1 rRNA gene is annotated in these 3160 nt (G+C 56.1%); it reads left to right on the top strand.

The features are described 5' to 3' along the window. The first annotated feature begins 38 nt into the window (after positions 1 to 38). Positions 39 to 3123: ribosomal RNA gene (locus IG04_RS0141610) — 23S ribosomal RNA — on the top strand. Positions 3124 to 3160 lie beyond the last annotated feature (37 nt).

Raw genomic sequence — 3160 nt, 5'->3', positions numbered from 1 at the left:
GTTCTTTGAGAACTGCACAGTGGATGCGAGCATCTTTGTAGCAAGTTAGTAAGGGCATACGGTGGATGTCTTGGCACCAGGAGCCGATGAAGGACGTAGGAGACTGCGAAAAGTCTAGGGGAGCTGTCAACCGAGCTGAGATCCTAGAATTTCCGAATGGGGAAACCCGGCCCCAGTCATGTGGGGTCACCCATACCTGAACACATAGGGTATGTGGAGGGAACGCGGGGAAGTGAAACATCTCAGTACCCGCAGGAAGAGAAAACAACCGTGATTCCGTGAGTAGTGGCGAGCGAAAGCGGAAGAGGCTAAACCGTATTCGTGTGATACCCGGCAGGGGTTGCGTGTACGGGGTCGTGGGACCTCTTGGCTAGTTCTGCCGAGCTAGCAAACAGTCAGAAAACATTGTGGTTAGAGGAATACGTCTGGAAAGCGTGAGCGTAGAGGGTGAAACTCCCGTACTCGAAAACCCGGTGTCTGTTTAGAGTGTTCCCAAGTAGCAGCGTACTCGTGAAATTCGCTGTGAATCTGGCGGGACCACCCGCTAAGCCTAAATACTCCCTGGTGACCGATAGCGGACTAGTACCGTGAGGGAAAGATGAAAAGTACCCCGGGAGGGGAGTGAAATAGTACCTGAAACCGTGTGCCTACAATCCGTCGGAGCCTTTAGGGGTGACGGCGTGCCTTTTGAAGAATGAGCCTGCGAGTTAGTGCTACGTGGCGAGGTTAACCCGTGTGGGGTAGCCGTAGCGAAAGCGAGTCTGAATAGGGCGCTTGAGTCGCGTGGTCTAGACCCGAAGCGGAGTGATCTAGCCATGGCCAGGGTGAAGCGCGGGTAAGACCGCGTGGAGGCCCGAACCCACCAGGGTTGAAAACCTGGGGGATGAGCTGTGGTTAGGGGTGAAAGGCCAATCAAACTCCGTGATAGCTGGTTCTCCCCGAAATGCATTTAGGTGCAGCGTCGTGTGTTTCACCACGGGGGTAGAGCACTGGATGGTCTAGGGGGCCTACAAGCTTACCGAAATCAACCAAACTCCGAATACCGTGGTGTGAGAGCGCGGCAGTGAGACTGCGGGGGATAAGCTTCGTAGTCGAGAGGGAAACAGCCCAGAACGCCAGCTAAGGTCCCTAAGTGTGTGCTAAGTGGGAAAGGATGTGGGGTCGCACAGACAGCCAGGAGGTTGGCTTAGAAGCAGCCACCCTTTAAAGAGTGCGTAATAGCTCACTGGTCAAGTGGTCCTGCGCCGACAATGTAGCGGGGCTTAAGCACACCACCGAAGCTGTGTCATTTCAGCCTTGTGCTGGGATGGGTAGGGGAGCGTCGTGTAGCGGTTGAAGCGGCGGAGTAATCCAGCCGTGGACGCTATGCGAGTGAGAATGCAGGCATGAGTAGCGAATGACGAGTGAGAAACTCGTCCGCCGGATGACCAAGGGTTCCTGGGCCAGGCTAATCCGCCCAGGGTAAGTCGGGACCTAAGGCGAGGCCGACAGGCGTAGTCGATGGACAACGGGTTGATATTCCCGTACCCGTGTGAACGCGCCCATGATGAACCTTGTGATACTAACCGCCCGAAGCACCTCCCAACGCCCTTCGGGGCTAGGGGGTCTGTGGAGCGCGGGACCTGAACTTGTAGTAGTCAAGCGATGGGGTGACGCAGGAGGGTAGCTCCGCCAGTGAGTGGTAGTACTGGTGCAAGCGTGTAGGGAGTCTGGTAGGCAAATCCGCCAGGCACATATCCTGAGACGTGATGCGTAGCCGATTGAGGCGAAGTAGAGTGATCCCATGCTGCCGAGAAAAGCCTCTAGCGAGCTTTCACGCGGCCCGTACCCCAAACCGACACAGGTGGTCAGGTAGAGAATACCAAGGCGATCGGGCGAACTGTGGTTAAGGAACTCGGCAAAATGCCCCCGTAACTTCGGGAGAAGGGGGGCCGTAGCGCTTGAAGCCTCTTGCAGGCTAGGGCGAGACGGCCGCAGAGACCAGCGAGAAGCGACTGTTTACTAAAAACACAGGTCCATGCGAAGTCGCAAGACGATGTATATGGACTGACGCCTGCCCGGTGCTGGAACGTTAAGGGGACCGGTTAGTCCGCAAGGGCGAAGCTGAGAACTTAAGCGCCAGTAAACGGCGGTGGTAACTATAACCATCCTAAGGTAGCGAAATTCCTTGTCGGGTAAGTTCCGACCTGCACGAATGGCGTAACGACTTCTCGACTGTCTCAACCGCAGGCCCGGCGAAATTGCATTACGAGTAAAGATGCTCGTTACGCGCGGCAGGACGGAAAGACCCCGGGACCTTTACTATAGCTTGGTATTGGTGTTCGATTCGGCTTGTGTAGGATAGGTGGGAGACTGTGAAGCGGCCACGCCAGTGGTTGTGGAGTCATCGTTGAAATACCACTCTGGTCGTATTGGATGTCTAACCTCGGTCCGTGATCCGGATCAGGGACAGTGCCTGGTGGGTAGTTTAACTGGGGCGGTTGCCTCCCAAAGAGTAACGGAGGCGCTCAAAGGTTCCCTCAGCCTGGTTGGCAATCAGGTGTTGAGTGCAAGTGCACAAGGGAGCTTGACTGTGAGACTGACGGGTCGAGCAGGGACGAAAGTCGGAACTAGTGATCCGGCCATGGCTTGTGGAAGCGTGGTCGCTCAACGGATAAAAGGTACCCCGGGGATAACAGGCTGATCTTCCCCAAGAGTCCATATCGACGGGATGGTTTGGCACCTCGATGTCGGCTCGTCGCATCCTGGGGCTGGAGTAGGTCCCAAGGGTTGGGCTGTTCGCCCATTAAAGCGGTACGCGAGCTGGGTTTAGAACGTCGTGAGACAGTTCGGTCCCTATCCGCCGCGCGCGTAGGATACTTGAGGAAGGCTGTCCCTAGTACGAGAGGACCGGGACGGACGGACCGCTGGTGTGCCAGTTGTTCTGCCAAGAGCATTGCTGGTTGGCTACGTTCGGAAGGGATAACCGCTGAAGGCATCTAAGCGGGAAGCTCGTTCCAAGATGAGGTATCCCACTCTTCGTGAGTTAAGGCCCCCAGCTAGACCACTGGGTTGATAGGCCAGAGGTGGAAGACCGGTAACGGTTGGAGCTGACTGGTACTAATAGGCCGAGGACTTGTTACAAAGACGCTACGCATCCACTGTGCGGTTCTGGAAGAAC

This window comes from Lentzea albidocapillata, assembly GCF_000719115.1.
Taxonomy (GTDB): Bacteria; Actinomycetota; Actinomycetes; order Mycobacteriales; family Pseudonocardiaceae; genus Lentzea; species Lentzea albidocapillata.
The sequence above is the reverse complement of the archived record's forward strand: the minus strand, read 5'-3'. Positions and strand labels throughout refer to the sequence as shown.